At 58.4% G+C, this 16,836-nt stretch carries 13 protein-coding genes and 1 riboswitch; of the genes, 7 read left to right on the top strand and 6 right to left on the bottom strand.

Annotation, left to right across the window (positions count from 1 at the left end):
* Nucleotides 1-29: 29 nt before the first annotated feature.
* From IV01_RS02700 to IV01_RS02710, 3 genes are read left to right on the top strand one after another with little or no spacing between them, the layout of a single operon-like run.
* Nucleotides 30-986 carry a glycosyltransferase family protein gene (locus IV01_RS02700; RefSeq protein WP_032631281.1) on the top strand — a complete coding sequence of 319 codons (957 nt, stop codon included), beginning with the start codon at nucleotides 30-32 and terminating at the stop codon, nucleotides 984-986.
* A gap of 31 nt (nucleotides 987-1,017) precedes the next feature.
* Nucleotides 1,018-1,791, top strand: coding sequence for a glycosyltransferase family 2 protein (locus tag IV01_RS02705; RefSeq protein WP_032631279.1), 774 nt, complete (start codon nucleotides 1,018-1,020; stop codon nucleotides 1,789-1,791).
* Nucleotides 1,781-2,947 (top strand): membrane protein, encoded by a 1,167-nt coding sequence (locus tag IV01_RS02710; protein ID WP_032631277.1) that lies wholly within the window; start codon nucleotides 1,781-1,783, stop codon nucleotides 2,945-2,947. The genes IV01_RS02705 and IV01_RS02710 overlap by 11 nt, the downstream gene beginning before the upstream one ends.
* A gap of 171 nt (nucleotides 2,948-3,118) precedes the next feature.
* Here the strand turns inward: IV01_RS02710 and IV01_RS02715 are convergent, their stop codons facing one another.
* Nucleotides 3,119-3,757: a toluene tolerance protein gene (locus tag IV01_RS02715; RefSeq protein WP_032631276.1), complete on the bottom strand. Its 639-nt coding sequence runs from the start codon at nucleotides 3,755-3,757 to the stop codon at nucleotides 3,119-3,121.
* Between the two features lie 116 nt (nucleotides 3,758-3,873).
* Between IV01_RS02715 and msbA the strand changes: the two genes are divergently transcribed.
* A complete protein-coding gene (gene msbA, locus IV01_RS02720; RefSeq protein WP_032631275.1) occupies nucleotides 3,874-5,676 on the top strand; it encodes a lipid A export permease/ATP-binding protein MsbA in 1,803 nt (600 codons plus the stop codon).
* A gap of 240 nt (nucleotides 5,677-5,916) precedes the next feature.
* Entirely contained in the window at nucleotides 5,917-7,338 is a 1,422-nt protein-coding gene (hldE, locus tag IV01_RS02725) for a bifunctional D-glycero-beta-D-manno-heptose-7-phosphate kinase/D-glycero-beta-D-manno-heptose 1-phosphate adenylyltransferase HldE (protein ID WP_032631273.1), read from the top strand.
* 237 nt (nucleotides 7,339-7,575) lie between these two features.
* Here hldE and IV01_RS02730 read toward each other — a convergent pair whose 3' ends face one another.
* From IV01_RS02730 to IV01_RS02745, 4 genes are read right to left on the bottom strand one after another with little or no spacing between them, the layout of a single operon-like run.
* The gene (locus IV01_RS02730) at nucleotides 7,576-8,532 is read right to left on the bottom strand and encodes a hypothetical protein (protein ID WP_032631272.1); all 957 of its coding nucleotides are present in this window, start codon (nucleotides 8,530-8,532) and stop codon (nucleotides 7,576-7,578) included.
* A 36-nt stretch (nucleotides 8,533-8,568) separates the two neighbouring features.
* Complete coding sequence (locus IV01_RS02735; RefSeq protein WP_032631271.1) at nucleotides 8,569-9,384, bottom strand: aldo/keto reductase; 816 nt, start codon at nucleotides 9,382-9,384, stop codon at nucleotides 8,569-8,571.
* Nucleotides 9,381-10,556 (bottom strand): NAD(P)/FAD-dependent oxidoreductase, encoded by a 1,176-nt coding sequence (locus IV01_RS02740; RefSeq protein ID WP_032631269.1) that lies wholly within the window; start codon nucleotides 10,554-10,556, stop codon nucleotides 9,381-9,383. The genes IV01_RS02735 and IV01_RS02740 overlap by 4 nt, the downstream gene beginning before the upstream one ends.
* Before the next feature lie 49 nt (nucleotides 10,557-10,605).
* Nucleotides 10,606-10,938 (bottom strand): DMT family transporter, encoded by a 333-nt coding sequence (locus IV01_RS02745; RefSeq protein WP_032631268.1) that lies wholly within the window; start codon nucleotides 10,936-10,938, stop codon nucleotides 10,606-10,608.
* A gap of 420 nt (nucleotides 10,939-11,358) precedes the next feature.
* Between IV01_RS02745 and waaA the strand changes: the two genes are divergently transcribed.
* Entirely contained in the window at nucleotides 11,359-12,636 is a 1,278-nt protein-coding gene (gene waaA, locus IV01_RS02750) for a lipid IV(A) 3-deoxy-D-manno-octulosonic acid transferase (protein ID WP_032631267.1), read from the top strand.
* A gap of 322 nt (nucleotides 12,637-12,958) precedes the next feature.
* Here the strand turns inward: waaA and IV01_RS02755 are convergent, their stop codons facing one another.
* Complete coding sequence (locus tag IV01_RS02755; protein WP_032631317.1) at nucleotides 12,959-14,398, bottom strand: TolC family outer membrane protein; 1,440 nt, start codon at nucleotides 14,396-14,398, stop codon at nucleotides 12,959-12,961.
* A 160-nt stretch (nucleotides 14,399-14,558) separates the two neighbouring features.
* A riboswitch (TPP riboswitch) is annotated at nucleotides 14,559-14,663 on the top strand.
* 160 nt (nucleotides 14,664-14,823) lie between these two features.
* On the opposite strand from IV01_RS02755, the gene thiC reads away from it, so the two are divergent.
* On the top strand, nucleotides 14,824-16,713 hold the full coding sequence (thiC, locus tag IV01_RS02760) for a phosphomethylpyrimidine synthase ThiC (protein WP_032631265.1): 1,890 nt from the start codon (nucleotides 14,824-14,826) through the stop codon (nucleotides 16,711-16,713).
* Nucleotides 16,714-16,836: the final 123 nt, after the last annotated feature.

The following is a 16,836-nucleotide window of genomic DNA, read 5'->3' as shown; positions in this document are numbered from 1 at the left end:
CAGCAGGCTGCGGTACTGCAAGGAAAATAATGAAAGTCCTATTTCTGGTTCAGAAAGAACAACGTGCCATTCTGGATCGTTTGTATGAAGGCATCGCCGCCCATTGCGAGTGCGAAACCCGTTGGTTGACGTCTGCCGAGCAGCGCAACCTGCGAGGTTATTTCCGTCGCGAAGTGGACGTCACCCAGTACGACCGGATCGTCTTCTTTCTGCGTTTCAAGCATGAAATCCGTCAGGTTGGCTTTATTCGCACCGTCCCCAATCTGGTGATCCTCGAACACGATGCCTATCAGAATTACATCCCTTGCAAATACACCGGCGAATTCAGCGCTTATTACCGCAAGCTGCCATGGGCGCGGGTGATCTGCTCCGGATTCATGGTCAGCGAGCGTCTGCGTCAAGAAGGCTTCGATGCGGTCTTTGTGCCCAAGGGCTATGACCAGAGCCTGCTGCAAGGCGAGGATCGTGAGCGCGATATCGAGCTAGCATTCGTGGGCAGCACCAACAGTGTGGCTTATAGCGGCCGCAAGGCGCTGCTGGATGAACTGGGCCGGGTTGAGAATCTGGTAGTGACCCGCACCAAGTCCGGCGAAGAGTATTGCCAGACCCTGAACCGGATTCGCTTTTTCGTCAGTGCCGATGTGGGCATGGGCGAGTACATGATCAAGAACTTCGAAGCCATGGCCTGCGGTTGTGTGCTGTTGGCCTATGATCAGGGCGCCGAAGAAAACCGGGCGTTGGGTTTTGTCGACATGCACAACATCGTCCTGTATCAAGACATACCCAGCTTGCAGGCCAAGCTGGCGCAGTTGCGTAATGACGAGAATCTGGCCCGGGATATTGCCCGTAACGGCCAGGCGCTGGTTGAACAACGTTTTACGTTTCACGCACTAGGCAAGGCCATTGTTGAAGAAATGCGTCCGCCCTTGCGGGCCAAGCCGGTGATGAGCTGGCTTGGCCGCGTGATGTCTCGGTTGGGGCTGTAATCGCCTTTGAAATTTCAATGATTGAGTACAAATGATGCAGTTCAGCGAAAGTAGCGAGATAACGCTGGTGGTCACCAGTTGCGGACGGTTTGATCTGTTGACGCGCACGCTTGAAACGTTTGACCGATACAACACCGCACCCATTCGCGCCGTCTTGATCACCGAAGACTCCGGGGATGCCCAGGTTGAAGCTTGCATCCCCGAGCACTGGCGGCCGTTTACCCGCTTCATCATCAACAACCCGAAACTCGGACAGATGCGCTCGGTGGATGCCGCCTATGCGCTGATCGAAACGTCATGGGTGTTTCACTGCGAGGATGACTGGGATTTCTACCGCCCGGGCTTCGTCGAAGAGTCGATGACCCTGCTGGAAAACGACCCTCAGGCTTTGCAAGTCTGGCTGCGCAGCTACAACCATGACCTTCGGGTGCACAGCCCTTACGTGTACCTCAATGCCCGGGAAGTCGTGCAGGGCATCGCCTTCTATAAACTGGGCTCGCACAAGGCCGAGTGGCAGGGTTTTTCATTCAATCCTGGCCTGCGCCGGCTGGCTGACTATAAAGAACATGCCCCCTATGCCGCACACAGCGGCGAAAAGAAGCTGTCGGGTATTTATGCAGCGCAAAACCGTTACGCGTTGATTCTGGAAAACGACGCGGTCTTGCACACCGGCTTCGGCAACCATGTCGAGGTCCCTCAGGAACGCGTTGACAAGCAGCGGCGTAAGGTTCGTGATCGCATTAAATTGCTCGCGGTGCTGGTTGTCGGGGTAATCATAGGTTGGGCATTCAGTAATGTTGGCTGACAAGCTGTACACAGACTCGGGCAAGATCGCTGCTTATTTCAGCGGAGCTTTGGTTGCCTTTATTTTGAGCTACATCCTTTGGGATTCGGCCAAGCTCACCAATAACCTGTTTTACGCATTGATCGCTTTGCCGGGGCTGTTCTTCCTGATCCGCAGCCGCGCAGCCGGTATGTTCAGCGGCGCGCTGGGTTGGACCTGGCTAGTGTTCATTGTGTGGTTTCTGGTGCCCGCCGTTTACTCGGGGGATTTTCAGTTTTACAAACACGTCGCCTATGTAGGCCTGTTCGTATTTGTCATCGCCGGGCTGACCAACATTGAGTTTTTCAACAGTAGTCGGTTTGTTCGCGGGCAGTTCTGGATCATCTGCCTGTATATTTTTGCGTCCAGTATTCACAGCTGGATGACTGGGCAGTTCGTCTTTGGGCAGCGGGTGGCCATTCTGACCGGGCGACTGGATAACGTGATTTACGCCAGCATCTGGCTGGTCTGCGCCCTTGGTCGGGCGATGCCGGTGTGGAGCAGGGAGAAGCGCTGGATCGAAACGGGCTGCGCGATGGCGCTGACCCTGATCGCGGTGGCGTTGGTCATGCAAACCCGTACCGGGCTGGTGGGCGCTGTTTTTCTGGCCGGACTGTGGGCGCTCAACATCGTTTACCGATACCGCATGCGCGGGCTGCTGGCGCTGGTAGTTATCGTGGTGTGCGCGGGTGTGACCCTGTGGCTGTGCCGACACGAGCAGTGGGTGCAGTTGCTGTTTGCTCGGGGCGATTCCTATCGTGTCGAACTGTTCGAGATCATGACCGGCGAGTGGCGTAACTGCGGTTGGCTGCTGGGTTGCGGTGTCGATTTTGTGACCAGCAAGACCCTGACCGGCGGCATTGCGATTCAGCATCCGCACAACATTTTTGTGGCGATGGGTTTGTACACGGGCGGTATCTCGCTGGTGCTGTTCATCGCCGTCATGGCTTTGACGCTCTGGCACGCCGTGCGGCTGCGCGATGGCTGGGGCTGGTACCTGGCGGCAGCGCTGGTGATGCTCAACTTCGACGGCAGCAAGCTGGTGGGCAACCCGGATGAACTCTGGTTGCTGGTGCTGCTGCCCGCTGTGCTGATATATGGCCGGGTGGTGCGTGAGCGCAGGCTTCAATTGCAGTGATAAAAAATGGCCCTTGAAGGGCCATTTTATTGATTCGATGTGTGACCTAAAATCCGACACCCTGTAGGAGGGCGCTTGCCCGCGATTCGTTGTGACAGTCGGAAAATATTTATCCTGACCTGACGCTATCGCGGGCAAGCGCACTCCTACAGAAGACTGCGCGATGATCCTTCACCCCATCGCTACGGTCAGTTCTTCCGCCGCACACAGGCTTTGGGCGTTCAGGTAGCCGTTGATAAAAGCCGGGTTGTTACCACCGATCAGCCATTGGCGATCCTGCTCGTAACGCAGCATGTGCTTGAAGTTGCGCAGGCGCAGGCTTTTGCGCAGGGGGCGGCGGGAGGTTTTCATGTCGGATATGTCGATCAGACCCAAGGCGCCGTCCGGGGTGAGGATGACGTTGCCCAGATGCGCAGAGCGAAAGTAGATCCCTTTTTCATGCAGTTCAGCGATGAAGCTCCCCAGTTGGGCGCGCAGTACATCGTTGCTGCTTGCTTCTTCCATCACCTGTCTGAGCGTCTGGCCTGGCAGTGGTGAGTAATGCACGGCATCACGTTCGATCTGCTTCACCCGGAAAACCTTTATGACTTTAGGGCACGGGATGGCGCGCTGGGCCAGGGTCTCGCAGTTATCCGCGAAGCGCTGAGCGTAGGGATACCAGGCAGCTGAGCTGATCAGCCGTTTGCGTCGAAACAGTTTCAGCATGGATCCATCGGCCAATCGCAGGACTTTATCACCCGTGGCGTCGGCTTCGAGGACGTGAGCGCCCTCCACCAGGCCTAGGTAATGTGCATGATCAAGCGCTTGCATCGATACTCCGGATTCTTCGCCCAAGGGCCTGAAAAGCGGCCTATGTTACCGCAGCAGACGGTAGCGAAAAGCGCTTGTGATACAATTCGGCCTCTTTTTATACCTGACGGATTCTCATGACATCCTCCGAATCGTCCAGCCCATCAAGCATGAAAATCTACTTTCGCTTGTTGTCCTATGTGCGTCCGTATGTAGGGATATTCCTGGTCAGTATCCTGGGCTTCGTTATCTTTGCTTCAACCCAGCCGATGCTGGCGGGGATCCTCAAATACTTTGTGGATGGCTTGAGCAATCCGGAAGCGGTGCTTTTTCCTAACGTGCCTTACCTGCGTGATCTGCAACTGTTGCAGGCTGTGCCGTTACTGATCGTCCTGATTGCCGCCTGGCAGGGCCTTGGCTCCTTTCTGGGTAATTACTTCCTGGCCAAGGTTTCCCTCGGGCTGGTTCACGATCTGCGTGTTGAGCTGTTCAACAAGTTGCTGGTTCTGCCCAATCGCTATTTCGATACCCATAATTCCGGGCACCTGATTTCACGCATCACCTTCAACGTCACAATGGTCACCGGTGCTGCCACGGATGCGATCAAAGTCGTGATCCGCGAAGGCTTGACCATCGTGTTTCTCTTCGCCTATCTGCTGTGGATGAACTGGCAGCTGACTCTGGTCATGCTGGCCATCCTGCCGTTGATCGCGACCATGGTGGGCAGCGCCAGCAAGAAATTCCGCAAGCAGAGCAAGAAGATTCAGGTCGCCATGGGTGATGTGACCCACGTGGCCTCCGAGACCATTCAGAACTACCGCGTGGTTCGCAGCTTTGGTGGCGAGCAGTACGAGGAAGAGCGCTTCGGCGCAGCCAGTACCAGCAACACCAAAAAACAGCTGCGCATGACCAAGACCGGCGCGCTCTACACGCCCATGCTGCAACTGGTGATCTACACCGCCATGGCTGTGCTGATGTTTCTGGTGCTGTATCTGCGCGGTGATGCGACGGCCGGTGATCTGGTGGCCTACATCACGGCAGCCAGCCTGCTTCCCAAGCCTATTCGCCAGCTGTCGGAAGTCAGCTCCACCATTCAAAAGGGTGTTGCTGGTGCCGAGAGCATCTTCGAACAGCTGGACGTGGAGCCGGAAGTGGATACCGGTACTGTCGAGCGCGATCGGGTCAGCGGCCACCTTGAAGTGAAAAACCTCAGTTTCACTTATCCGGGTACCGAACGGCAGGTGTTGAACGACATCAGCTTCTCCGTTGCACCGGGGCAGATGGTTGCCCTGGTCGGTCGCTCGGGCAGTGGCAAGTCCACCCTTGCCAGTTTGCTGCCGCGGTTTTATCAGCACTCTATCGGCGAAATTCTGCTGGATGGCGTGGAGATCAGCGATTATCGGCTGCGTAATTTGCGTCGGCATATTTCCCAGGTCACCCAGAGTGTCACGCTGTTCAATGACAGCGTCGCCAATAACATCGCTTACGGCGACCTGGCGGGAGCGCCGCGAGCAGACATTGAGGCGGCTGCGGCAGATGCCTACGCCAAGGAGTTCATCGAGCAACTGCCCGAAGGCCTGGATACTCAGGTTGGTGAAAACGGTGTGCTGCTGTCAGGCGGTCAACGCCAGCGCCTGGCAATCGCCCGAGCTTTGCTGAAGAACTCGCCGGTGCTGATCCTCGATGAAGCGACTTCGGCACTGGATACCGAGTCCGAGCGCCACATTCAGGCGGCGCTGGACAACGCCATGCACGGGCGCACTACGCTGGTTATCGCTCACCGCCTGTCGACCATCGAGAAGGCTGACCTGATTCTGGTCATGGACGGCGGTCGTATTGTTGAGCGTGGCACTCACGCTCAGTTACTGGCCCAGAACGGCTATTACTCGCGCCTGCATGCCATGGGCCTGGACGAGCCAGCGCCTGTTGGGGCGATCTGAGGGCTTGAGGCTCCAGATGGTGCGGCGATGAAATCCTGTGGGACCGGCTTTAGCCGGGAAGACTGAGCTACTGACGCAACACATGCGTTGGACCAGCCTGCCTCTTCCCGGCTAAAGCCGGTCCCACGTCGTCATCACCTTTTCGACGGTACCGCCTCATCAGGATTTATTTGCGATCCAAGCCTTCCCAAACCCTGTGCTAAGATTCCGCCCCTGTTCATTCTAGTTACGGGTTGTTCGATGAAGTTGTCCTTGCCGCGTTTCGATCAAGCACCAGTCTTGGTAGTGGGCGATGTCATGCTCGACCGCTATTGGCATGGCGGCACCTCAAGGATTTCGCCGGAAGCACCTGTGCCTGTGGTCAAGGTGGAGCAGATCGAGGACCGTCCAGGCGGTGCCGCCAACGTTGCCTTGAACATTGCCGCCCTCGGTGCGCCTGCATCGCTGGTGGGTGTCACGGGTGAAGATGAAGCAGCCGAAAGCCTTGCCAACAGCCTCAAGGCTGCGGGCGTGCGGGCGCGTTTTCAGCGTATTGCGCATCAGCCTACCATCGTTAAATTGCGGGTCATGAGCCGCCATCAGCAACTGCTGCGCATTGATTTCGAAGAGCCGTTTGCCACGGACGCTCAAGCCCTGGCCCTTGAAGTCGACGCATTGCTCGACGGCATCAAGGTGCTGGTCCTGTCTGACTACGGCAAAGGCGCCCTGAAAAACCATCAGGTGCTGATCAATGCCGCTCGTGAGCGCGGAATCCCGGTCCTGGCTGATCCCAAAGGCAAGGATTTCGCGATCTATCGCGGCGCCAGTGTTATCACGCCTAATTTGAGCGAGTTCGAAGCTATCGTGGGCCATTGTGTCGATGAAGCCGAGTTGGTCGCCAAGGGCGCGCAACTGATGAGTGAGCTGGAGCTGGGGGCCTTGCTGGTAACCCGTGGCGAACACGGCATGACCTTGTTGCGCCCGGGTCATCCGGCTCTGCATCTGCCTGCCCGCGCCCGGGAAGTCTTTGACGTGACCGGCGCTGGCGACACCGTTATTTCCACGCTTGCCGCTGCCCTGGCTGCCGGTGAAGACCTGCCCCATGCAGTGGCTTTGGCGAATCTGGCCGCCGGCATCGTGGTGGGCAAGCTGGGTACGGCGGCCATCAGCGCGCCGGAACTGCGCCGCGCCATTCAGCGTGAAGAAGGTTCCGAGCGCGGTGTATTGACGCTTGAGCAGCTACTTCTGGCCATTGATGACGCCCGTGCCCACAAAGAAAAAATCGTATTCACCAACGGCTGCTTCGACATTCTGCATGCCGGTCATGTGACTTACCTGGAACAGGCGCGTGCTCAAGGGGATCGCCTGATCGTGGCGGTCAACGACGACGCATCCGTCAGCCGTCTGAAAGGCCCTGGCCGACCGATCAACAGCGTTGACCGTCGTATGGCGGTGCTGGCTGGTCTGGGGGCTGTGGACTGGGTGATCAGCTTCCCGGAAGGCACGCCGGAAAACCTGCTTGGCCACGTAAAGCCGGATGTACTCGTGAAAGGCGGGGATTACGGTATTGATCAAGTGGTCGGCGCCGATATCGTCCAGGCCTATGGCGGAGAAGTGCGGGTGCTGGGGCTGGTGGAAAACAGCTCGACTACCGCAATCGTCGAGAAAATCCGCGGGCAGTAACGGATTTAAGGTTGCGAATACCACCTGCGGTGCTTGGTCTGGGCCGTTCCCACAGGACTGATCTCAATATTGGTGCGACGACGTGGGACCGGCTTTAGCCGGGAAGAGGCCAGAGCAACCCCCGATATTTATCGTCTGGAATGCCGCCTTCCCGGCTAAAGCCGGTCCCACGTCGTCATATCAGCTTGCGGGCAAACATAGAATTTCCCACAGTTGTGTTTGAAACCATTCTGTGTTTCAGTTCTTGAACGTCACCAGCTGCAACAGCTGTTTGGCCTTGCCCGTCAGGCGTTTGAGGCCGGTTTTTTTCGGCGGTGGCGTCATGCCTTGCTGGCGTAGCCAGTCCTTCCAGCGAATCCTCTCGTCGCGCACGACCCAGCCTTCCTGCGCTGCAAAGCTCTCCGCCAGATACAGGCCGCGAGTACCGGCAGCCGTCAGCTTGTCGCGCTTGAGAGTGTAAAGCTCCGGCAGCGGCATGCCGTTTTCCAGGGGCATGAGATACAAGTCAGGTTTGCTGCGGTTCAGCCGGGCGACCAACTGATCGTTTTCCAGGCATTCATCTACATGGAACAGGCTCAGGGGCCGTGCTTCCTTGGGGACTTCCAGACGCATGTCGTAGATCAACTGTAACGATGCGGTGGGCAGATGCACATAAGCCCGGGGGCGTTCGATCAGGGTCATGCTGCCGCAACGCACCGGGCGTGCCGCGCCAGACAAAGGGCTCAGGCGAAAGGGCATGGCTTCACGGTAGTGCAGCGCTGCTGCGTAAGGTGCGGGCAGCCAGGTCTCGTTGAAACGCCCGCTGAGCCAGCCTTGGGGCGTTTCGATCAGGCATTCTTCGGCCACTTCCTGGATCGCCGTGTGCAACGGCAGATTCAGCTCGTGGGCGGGCACGTAGCCGGAAATCAGCTTGAGCACCACGTCACCACGGTCCTGGCGCCGTTGCCGCACCAGCACCCAATAGTCCCGGCCTTGCCAGTTCAGCGTCAGGCGTACCGAGACCCCGAGATTCGCCAGCTCCGTGGAGAAGCGCTCGGTGTCGGCCACTTCGATCTTGCGGCGGCGTTGCAGGGTCTGAGTGAAATTCAGCGGCATGCCGATGCTTTGGTAGTTCAGGCCCTCGGGCGTGGCTTCGACATATAACGGCAGGGTTTTGAAGTTACTGGGATTCTTCCGAATCAGGGTTCGCGGCATATCGGCTCCTTCTTGCGTTGGGGTCGGCCGCCTACATCAGGCTGGACGGCGAATCACGGCAGCGGCAGTGGCTACGTTATGGACCAGATGTAGCGGATTGATGGTCCCGACAATAGCACTGGCTACGCCCGGATGCTCAAACAGCAGTTCGAAACTGGCCTGCACTGCATCCACGCCCGGACGCAGGCAAACATGGCCGCTGGCCAAAGCTTTCTTGACGAGAATGCCTTTACCGTGTGCAGCAGCGTAGTCCAGCACTGGCTTTTCGCCTTGTTCATTGAGGTTGTAAGTGACCATGGCGCAATCGCCTTCGCGCAACGCCAGTAGGCCTCCCTCGACGGTTTTACCGGAAAAACCGAAGCCACGGATTTTGCCTTCACGTTTCAGCTCGGCCAGCGTCTGGTAAACGTCGCTGTCGTTGAGAATCGCCAGGTCATCGCCGTCGGAGTGCACCAGCACCAGATCGATAAAATCTGTCTCCAGACGTTTCAGGCTGCGCTCCACCGACATCCGCGTGTGCGTGGCGCTGAAATCGTGGCTCGACTGACCCTGCTCGAACTCTTCGCCGACTTTGCTGACGATCACCCAGTCCTGACGCTGGCCGCGCAGCAACGGACCCAGCCGCTCTTCACTGTTGCCATAGGCAGGAGCGGTGTCGATCAGGTTGATGCCCATGTCCCGGGCCATTTTCAACAGCATTTGGACCTGGATGTCATCCGGAATGGTGAAACCATTGGGGTATTTGACGCCCTGATCCCGGCCCAGTTTGACGGTGCCCAGGCCCAGCGGCGAAACGCTCAGGCCGGTGCTGCCCAGTGGGCGGTGTAATCCGTGAAGGGTTTGTACGCTCATGGCAGCAATTCATCCCAGACCGGTATGGCCAGTGGTGGTGTTGGCAGGCCGCTCAGGGACGGCTGTGGCGTCGGGTGAACTTCGTCGTAGGACAATGCCGCCAGAACCCGATCAGAAAAGTCCGGCGCCAGTGCCAGTTTTGTCGGCCAGCCAACGAGAAGGCGGTTCTGCACGCTTAGGTAGGCGTTGTCAGGTCGCACCAGTCCGGATTGAGCCGGTTCTGCGCGATCAACCCGCAAGGTCGCCCACTCGACCTGACTCAGATCGATCCAGGGCAACAAAGTGCCGAGTTCTTTTTTAACGGCTGCAATTTGCTGCTCCGGGGTTCGGGCTACACCATCGGCCTCGGCGACATCGCCGCCCACGTACCACACCCATTGCCCATTGGCGGCCGGGTGAGTGGTAACCGTCAAGCGCGGCTTTGGCCCTCCGCCCAGGCAATGGGCGTACAGCGGCTTCAGGCTCGGGCCTTTGGCGAGCACCATGTGCAGCGGGCGACGTTGCATGGCCGGTTGCGCCACGCCGAGGTTTTTCAACAGCTCGGCGTTGCCCGCGCCCGCGCAGAGCACCACGCGCTGGGCAAAAATATCCAGGCCGTCAACGCGCAGGCCGACCAGGTCTTCGCCGTCAACCAGCGGTTCCAGATCGGTCCCGGCCAGCAGACTGCCATTGGCCAGTTCGGCCAGGCGCTCGATCAGGCTCGGGACGTCAATGACCAGCTCAGCCAGCCGATACACCTTGCCTTTGAACTTCGGGTCTTGCAGGGCAGGGGGCAAGTCGACGCCTTTGACCTGATCGACGCGCCCGCGCACAGCCTTGCTGGCAAAGAAGCTGGTGAGATTGCCGGCAATCGTGCCGGGCGACCACAGGTAGTGGGCTTCGGAAAGCAGGCGCACACTGGAGAGATCCAGTTCGCCAGTACCCGCCAGGGCTTCGCGCCAGCGGCGTGGCATGTCGGCAATGGCTTCCGACGCACCGGACAGCGCACCGTGCAGTGCATATTTTGCACCGCCATGGATGATGCCTTGGGATTTCAGACTTTGTCCGCCACCCAGGCTGGCGTTCTCCACCAATACGGTGGAAAACCCTTGGCGACGCAAGCGGGCATTGAGCCAGAGACCAGCAACGCCGGCACCGACGATCAAGACGTCAGTGGAAATTACGGAAGGCATGGACACCTCTGTGGCCGGAAGAATGCCGCCATTATAGAGGAACGCATTTTCAATGCCCGGCGGTTTTCGAGAACAACTGAATCACGACCACACCGACGACGATCAAACCCATGCCCAACATGGCCGGGACATCGAGTTTCTGCCCGTAGATGAAAAACGCAGCGATGCTGACCATCACAATCCCCATGCCAGCCCAGACAGCATAGGCAACCCCCACCGGAATGGTGCGCACGACCAGAATCAGCATCCAGAAGGCGATCGCATACCCGCAGATCACCAACAGCAGCGGCAGTGGAGTGCTCAGGCCTTTCACGGCTTTCATGGAAACGGTGCCGATGACTTCAGCGCAGATGGCGATGGCCAGCAGATAATAGGCAGACATGAAGTAACTCCTTTTATAGGCTGCGCATTCTAGACCTTCCGGATAAAGGTTAATTCGGCAGGTGTCGGGTTTCGTATTGGAGTTGTCCGCATTAGCTCTTGATTCAGGGACGTCATTGCTCTTATGGAGGAGTGCAAATCTGTGTGGGAGATTCTATGTTTGCTCGCAAGCGGATGTGACGACGTGGGACCGGCTTTAGCCGGGAAGGCGGCATTTCAGACGATAAATACCTGGTGAATGTACTGGCCTCTTCCCGGCTAAAGCCGGTCCCACGTCGTCCCGCCAATATTGAGATCACGCCTGTGTGAGCGGTGCTTGGCCGCGTTATTCATAGAGATAACCTTAACCTTATCGTCGGAATGCCGCCCAGACCAGGCACCGCTCCCACAGATATCCCCGGTTCCGATAAACTCCGCGCCCATGAATAGAACTCTATACACCCTGCTGTTTCATCTGGGCCTGCCGCTGGTGGCCTTGCGTCTCTGGTTGCGTGCGCGCAAGGCGCCTGCCTATCGGCAGCGAATCGGCGAGCGTTTCGCCCTTGGCTTGCCCGCCATGAAGCAGGGCGGTATCTGGGTGCATGCGGTTTCCGTGGGTGAAAGCATCGCCGCCGCGCCGATGATTCGTGCGCTGCTGGCACGTTATCCACAGCTTCCGATCACCGTGACCTGCATGACGCCCACCGGTTCGGAGCGTATCAAGGCATTATTCGCCAATGAGCCGCGCATTCAGCACTGTTATCTGCCCTATGACTTGCCATGGGCAGCGGGGCGTTTTCTGGATCATGTGCGCCCGGTAATTGGCGTGATCATGGAAACCGAGTTGTGGCCCAACCATATCCATCAGTGTGCCAAGCGCAGCATTCCGGTGGTGCTGGCCAATGGGCGGTTGTCTGAGCGCTCGGCTCGTGGTTACGCCCGCTTCGCAAAATTGACCCGGCCTATGTTGAGCGAGATGAGCTTGCTCGCTGTGCAGACCGAGACCGAAGCCCAGCGCTTCCGTGATCTAGGTGCCCGGCCGCAGTGTGTTTCAGTGACCGGCTCGATCAAGTTTGACCTGAGCGTCGATCCGCAATTGCTGGCCAATGCCGCGCAATTGCGTGAGGAGTGGCAGGCAACCCAGCGTCCAGTGTGGATCGCGGCCAGCACCCACGCCGGGGAAGACGAAAGTGTCTTGTCCGCGCATCGCCAGTTGCTGGGCGGTCATCCCGATGCGTTGCTGATTCTGGTGCCGCGTCATCCTGAGCGCTTCAACGGCATGTATGAGTTGGCAGTGCAGCAGGGTTTTGCCACCGTGCGACGTTCCTCCGCACAGCCGGTGACGCTGCAAACCTCGGTGTTGCTGGGCGATACCATGGGCGAACTGCTGTTTCTTTACGCCCTGGCTGACGTGGCTTTTGTGGGTGGCAGTCTGGTGCCAAACGGCGGCCACAACCTGTTGGAGCCGGCCGCACTGGCCAAACCGGTGTTGAGTGGCCCGCACTTGTTCAACTTCCTGGAAATCGCCGCAATGCTGCGCAATGCCCAGGCCTTGATTGAAATCACTGATGCCCCGAGCCTGTCGGCCGCCGTACAGCGATTGTTCGAGCAGCCGCAATTGGCCCATGAAATGGCCGGGGCCGGATTGCAGGTGATGAAGGCCAATCAAGGCGCTTTGCAGCGGTTGCTGGATGGGATTGGGCGGTTGATCAAAAGCTAGGCAGTTTTGCCTGACACTGAAACTGTGGGAGCAAGCTTGCTTGCGAAGGCAATATTTCAGACCCGGAAGATGTTCAGGCTGTACCGGTCTCGTCGCGTGCAGGGTGGAGCGCCACCTTGCTCGCTCCCACAGGTTCAGCAGAAGCTTGGCGATGGCGGCGTGGGACCGGCTTCAGCCGGGAAGGCGGCATTTCAGATGATAAATGTGGCGTGGATGTACTGGCCTCTTCCCGGCTAAAGCGGAACGCCGCCCGGCCGCTCCCACGTCGTCACATCCGCTTGCGGGCAAACATAGAATCTCCCACAGGTTAGCGCTCAGCCAATCAACGCTGCGGCGGTCTTTCGAAGTTCTTCTTCGCCGCCGCTGCCAGATCTGGCGGCAGGAAGTCTTTGTCCGGGTTGTAATCGGCTTTCAGGTAGCGCGACAGATCCTGCAGGTCGCCGGGGCTGAGTGTGCCTGCGGCCTGTTTCAAGCGTAGGTTGTCGAGGATGTAGTCGTAGCGGGTGTTGTTGTAATCGCGCACCGAGGCATACAGCTGGCGCTGGGCATCCAGTACGTCAACGATATTGCGGGTGCCGACCTGGTAGCCGATTTCCGTGGCTTCCAGGGCACTCTGGTTGGAGATGATCGACTGCTTGCGAGCCAGGACCTGCTCAACGTCGGTGTTCACTGCACGATGCAGGTTGCGGGTGTTTTCCACCACCTGACGGCGCAGGCCTTCACGACGCTGCTCGCTCTGGCTCAACCGGGAATAGGCTTCGCGGACCTGTGAGCTGGTCAGCCCACCGCTGTAGATCGGAATGTTCACCTGCAAGCCGATGGTGCGCTGCTCTACGTCGCCGCGATAGCTCTGCCCGGTGTAGTTGGGGTTGCTGAAGCCCAGCGCATCATTGTCGCCACGCTGATATTGAGCCACTGCATCCACAGTCGGTGCATGTCCTGCCTTGCGCTGACGCAGGGTTTCTTCGGCGGCGCTTACCGCGTAGTTGCTGGCCAGCAGATTGAGATTCTGCTGCGCGGCGGTGTCCACCCAGGCCTTGGCGTCGTTAGGCACCGGTGCCAATACAGGCAGGGTGTGGACGATGCCTTCGATGGCGTTGTATTCGCGGTTGGTCAGGGTGACCAGCGCCTGAAATGCATCATCGACCTGACGCTTGGCAATGATCCGGTTAGCCCGGGAAGTGTCGTAACTGGCCTGGGCTTGCAGCACATCGGTCTTGTCGGACAGGCCGACGTCGAAGCGTTCATTGGCTTGATCCAGCTGGCGTTTGAATGCCGCCTCTTCAGCCTTGGTGGAGGCCAGGTTGTCCTGAGCCCGGAGCACGGTGAAATAGTCCTGAGCACTTTGCAGGATCAGATTCTGCTCCGTGGCGGACAACTCCAGAGCGGCCTGTTCGTTGACGGCTTCTGCAGCTTGCAACTGGAACCAGCGGTCGGCGCGGAAGATCGGCTGGCTCAACGTTGCCTGGTACACCGTGCCGCTGCGGGTCGCGGTGATATTGGGCTGGTTGATGCTGGTACGTGTGTTGTTGACGTCGGCGCCTGCGGACAGGTTCGGCAGCAATCCGGCGCGTGCCTGAGGCACGACTTCCTTGCGGGCGGCGTAATCAGCGCGGGCCGCGGCAAGGTCGGCGTTGTTATCGACGGCTTGCTGGTACACGTTGACCAGCCCGGTTTTGGTCGGCAACGGCAAGTCCGCTGCCCAGGCACCGGCGTTACAAGCGCACGACACGGCCACAGCCAATGAAAGTTTGCGCAGCATGGTGCTTTCCCTGTTGATCATTATTTTGCCGGTTCTGAATAGAAACCAAGCTAGCGAGTGTAGTGGGTGGGGGTGATTGCAACAATCCGGCATAACGGCCATTTATCGAGGGTTAATAAAACAGGCTTGGCGTTCCTCACTCGTCCCGACTAGACTGGCAGCGTTCTTGTCGGGGTGCCTTGCTTTGAGGCTGAGATCGGTTAAACCGGATCCCGTTGAACCTGATCAGGTTAGCGCCTGCGTAGGGAACAAGATTTCTCGTCTCCCGGCGAGTCCTCTTGAGTGTCGTCCGGGGTCGTTGGTTCATTTCAGCAATGAACAGCAAGGCACTCGCTCGGTACTCAGCACCAGTCATGGTGCGTCTTTTCGTCTCAGGTTCGCTCCGACAATTAATCCGCCGCTGGATGATGTCTGGAGAGCCCGTGATGAGTACAAATCTAAAAAACGCCGCCAATTTGAGTGAGTCCGCACAAGTGGATTCCGGATCGGTGCAGCCGTTTACCCGCTCGCAAAAAATCTACGTTCAGGGTTCACGCCCGGACATCCGCGTGCCCATGCGCGAAGTTCATCTGGATGTAACACCCACCGACTTTGGTGGCGAGATCAACGCCCCGGTCACGGTCTATGACACTTCGGGCCCGTACACCGACCCTAATGTGATCATCGATGTGCGCAAAGGATTGGCCGATGTGCGCTCGCCATGGATTGATTCGCGCAACGACACTGAACGTCTCGACGGTCTGACCTCGAATTTCGGCCAGCAGCGTCTCGCTGATGCCGAGCTCACCCGCCTGCGCTTCGCCCATGTGCGTAACCCGCGCCGGGCCAAAGCCGGGGCCAACGTGAGCCAGATGCACTATGCGCGTCAGGGGATCATCACGGCGGAAATGGAATACGTCGCGATCCGCGAAAACATGAAATTGCAGGAAGCTCGCGCAGCGGGTCTGCTGACTCAGCAACACGCCGGTCACAGTTTCGGGGCGAGCATCCCCAAGGAAATCACCGCCGAATTCGTCCGTGAAGAAATCGCCCGTGGGCGCGCGATCATCCCCGCCAACATCAACCACACTGAACTGGAACCGATGATCATTGGCCGTAACTTCCTGGTGAAGATCAACGGCAATATCGGCAACAGTGCGCTGGGTTCTTCCATCGAAGAAGAGGTCGCCAAACTGACCTGGGGCATTCGCTGGGGTTCGGACACGGTCATGGACCTGTCCACCGGCAAACACATCCACGAAACCCGGGAATGGATCATTCGTAACTCGCCAGTACCGATCGGTACGGTGCCGATCTATCAGGCCCTGGAAAAAGTCGGCGGCGCGGCCGAAGACCTGACCTGGGAGCTGTTCCGCGACACGCTGATCGAGCAGGCCGAGCAGGGCGTTGATTACTTCACGATTCACGCCGGCGTGCTGCTGCGCTATGTGCCGCTGACCGCCAAGCGCGTGACCGGCATCGTCAGTCGTGGCGGTTCGATCATGGCCAAGTGGTGCCTGGCGCATCACAAAGAGAACTTCCTCTACACCCATTTCGAAGACATCTGCGAAATCATGAAGGCCTATGACGTCAGCTTCTCGCTGGGCGATGGCCTGCGTCCAGGCTCGATTGCCGACGCCAACGATGCAGCGCAGTTCGGTGAGCTGGAAACTCTCGGTGAGCTGACCAAGCTCGCCTGGAAGCACGACGTGCAGACCATGATCGAAGGCCCGGGTCACGTGCCGATGCAGTTGATCAAGGAGAACATGGACAAGCAGCTGGAGTGCTGTGACGAGGCGCCGTTCTATACCCTCGGCCCGCTGACCACTGATATCGCGCCGGGCTATGACCACATCACTTCTGGTATCGGCGCGGCGATGATCGGCTGGTTCGGTTGCGCAATGCTTTGCTACGTCACCCCCAAGGAGCATTTGGGGCTGCCGAACAAGGATGACGTGAAGACCGGGATCATCACCTACAAGATCGCCGCACACGCTGCCGACCTCGCCAAAGGCCACCCTGGCGCACAGATTCGCGATAACGCATTGAGCAAGGCGCGGTTCGAGTTCCGCTGGGAAGACCAGTTCAACCTTGGCCTCGACCCGGACACCGCGCGTTCGTATCACGATGAAACCCTGCCGAAGGATTCCGCCAAGGTCGCGCATTTCTGCTCCATGTGCGGACCGAAATTCTGCTCGATGAAAATCACCCAGGAAGTCCGTGAATACGCAGCCAACCAGAAGATCGAAGCGATAGATCTGGACGTCGCCCAAGGGTTGGCGGACCAGGCCGAGCGCTTCAAGCAGGAAGGTAGTCAGCTTTATAAAAAAGTTTGATTAATTGATTCGCCTGTAGGAGCGCGTTCTGTGGGAGCGGTGCTTGCCCGCGATAAGGCTTGACGCGATTTCTGCGAGATCGCGGCGCCCTTATCGCGGGCAAGCACCGCTCCCACAGGCTCG

This window comes from Pseudomonas syringae, from assembly GCF_000737245.1.
GTDB lineage: Bacteria > Pseudomonadota > Gammaproteobacteria > Pseudomonadales > Pseudomonadaceae > Aquipseudomonas > Aquipseudomonas syringae_J.
Note: the sequence above shows the minus strand (reverse complement) of the source record. Positions and strands in the feature narration are given on the sequence as shown.

Excerpts from the sequence above, each read along its gene's own strand:
- hldE (WP_032631273.1), top strand. The coding sequence starts at position 5,917 with ATGAAGTTGTCCTTGCCGCGTTTCGATCAAGCACCAGTCTTGGTAGTG.
- IV01_RS02710 (WP_032631277.1), top strand. The coding sequence starts at position 1,781 with ATGTTGGCTGACAAGCTGTACACAGACTCGGGCAAGATCGCTGCTTAT.
- IV01_RS02705 (WP_032631279.1), top strand. The coding sequence starts at position 1,018 with ATGATGCAGTTCAGCGAAAGTAGCGAGATAACGCTGGTGGTCACCAGT.
- IV01_RS02700 (WP_032631281.1), top strand. The coding sequence starts at position 30 with ATGAAAGTCCTATTTCTGGTTCAGAAAGAACAACGTGCCATTCTGGAT.
- IV01_RS02740 (WP_032631269.1), bottom strand. The coding sequence starts at position 10,556 with ATGCCTTCCGTAATTTCCACTGACGTCTTGATCGTCGGTGCCGGCGTT.
- IV01_RS02755 (WP_032631317.1), bottom strand. The coding sequence starts at position 14,398 with ATGCTGCGCAAACTTTCATTGGCTGTGGCCGTGTCGTGCGCTTGTAAC.
- IV01_RS02715 (WP_032631276.1), bottom strand. The coding sequence starts at position 3,757 with ATGCAAGCGCTTGATCATGCACATTACCTAGGCCTGGTGGAGGGCGCT.
- IV01_RS02745 (WP_032631268.1), bottom strand. The coding sequence starts at position 10,938 with ATGTCTGCCTATTATCTGCTGGCCATCGCCATCTGCGCTGAAGTCATC.
- waaA (WP_032631267.1), top strand. The coding sequence starts at position 11,359 with ATGAATAGAACTCTATACACCCTGCTGTTTCATCTGGGCCTGCCGCTG.
- IV01_RS02730 (WP_032631272.1), bottom strand. The coding sequence starts at position 8,532 with ATGCCGCGAACCCTGATTCGGAAGAATCCCAGTAACTTCAAAACCCTG.
- msbA (WP_032631275.1), top strand. The coding sequence starts at position 3,874 with ATGACATCCTCCGAATCGTCCAGCCCATCAAGCATGAAAATCTACTTT.
- thiC (WP_032631265.1), top strand. The coding sequence starts at position 14,824 with ATGAGTACAAATCTAAAAAACGCCGCCAATTTGAGTGAGTCCGCACAA.
- IV01_RS02735 (WP_032631271.1), bottom strand. The coding sequence starts at position 9,384 with ATGAGCGTACAAACCCTTCACGGATTACACCGCCCACTGGGCAGCACC.